Below are 965 nucleotides of genomic sequence, written 5' to 3'. Positions count from 1 at the left end.
CACGCATACGCTCAAGGCCTTGACACAAAATCCCCTTCTCTTTGCTTCACAACTAGGCTCAGCAGGCATCAATCTGCCAAATAAATTGTCCTATTTTTAGAAAAATGGTTGACAAATGGTAGAAAAAATCTTGGAAATTGCTTTCATTAGATCCCAGTACTTTTAGTTCAATCTTATAATCGTCATATAATTTGAATAAATAAAACCAAATATTCTTAAGAAATCTTTGATTAAATTTACTACTAATCGTTCCTCTAGACAATAATTGATATTCTAGTTCATCCATACTAAATGATTCTAAACTCAATGTCAATTCTAAAAAATCATGTGTATGTGTCAAGTTATTCTCGGAAATTTGAAAAATCAGTTTCAAATCTAGGACGTGCGTGATTTTCAGTTTGCAAAATTGCAAAAACACATAAATATCATTGCCATTCAAATTGAATGATTCAGTAAGTCAATCTCCACCTTATCGTTCTTAGTGTTTCTAATATGCAGGTCTTCATATTAGGTAGTGCGGACGTGAGCAGCCTCCTACGGAGTCTCATCACTAGATTTCGAGCCAAGGTCTCGAAATCTCCGTCATTTAGCAGTTGTTTCTCAACTGCTAATGATTCCACTACGGTATGAAGACCTGCTTCTTTATTCCTTCCGAACGATCTAAAATAAACTCGATAAGCGTCCCATAGCTGAACTCTTGGGACCATACACTGGTATGGTTGCCTGTGGAATAGTGTGCTCTTTGTGTTTCATAACCTTTAGGGATTTTGAAGCACTCATAGCTATTTCCTCGCTAAAGACTGGCTCCGAAACTGTAGCTCTGTACAATCTCTCAAACTCCCCATTGCGAATACTTACTAAGAGAGTTGTCATGTTTTCAGCACCTTGTCTTGTCCAATTTCGTCCCTGCTTTTTCATACGATTTGTATAAAAGCGATGTCCACTTTCGCAAACACCCACACCAT

1 pseudogene is annotated in these 965 nt (G+C 37.2%); it reads right to left on the bottom strand.

The features are described from left to right. Positions 1-660 precede the first annotated feature (660 nt). Positions 661-965: pseudogene (locus I2503_RS09390) on the bottom strand (hypothetical protein); the annotation flags it as partial.

Origin of the sequence: Streptococcus sp. NLN64, from assembly GCF_015831295.1 — a bacterium.
In the GTDB taxonomy this organism is placed as follows: Bacteria; Bacillota; Bacilli; order Lactobacillales; family Streptococcaceae; genus Streptococcus.
Note: the sequence above shows the minus strand (reverse complement) of the source record. Positions and strands in the feature narration are given on the sequence as shown.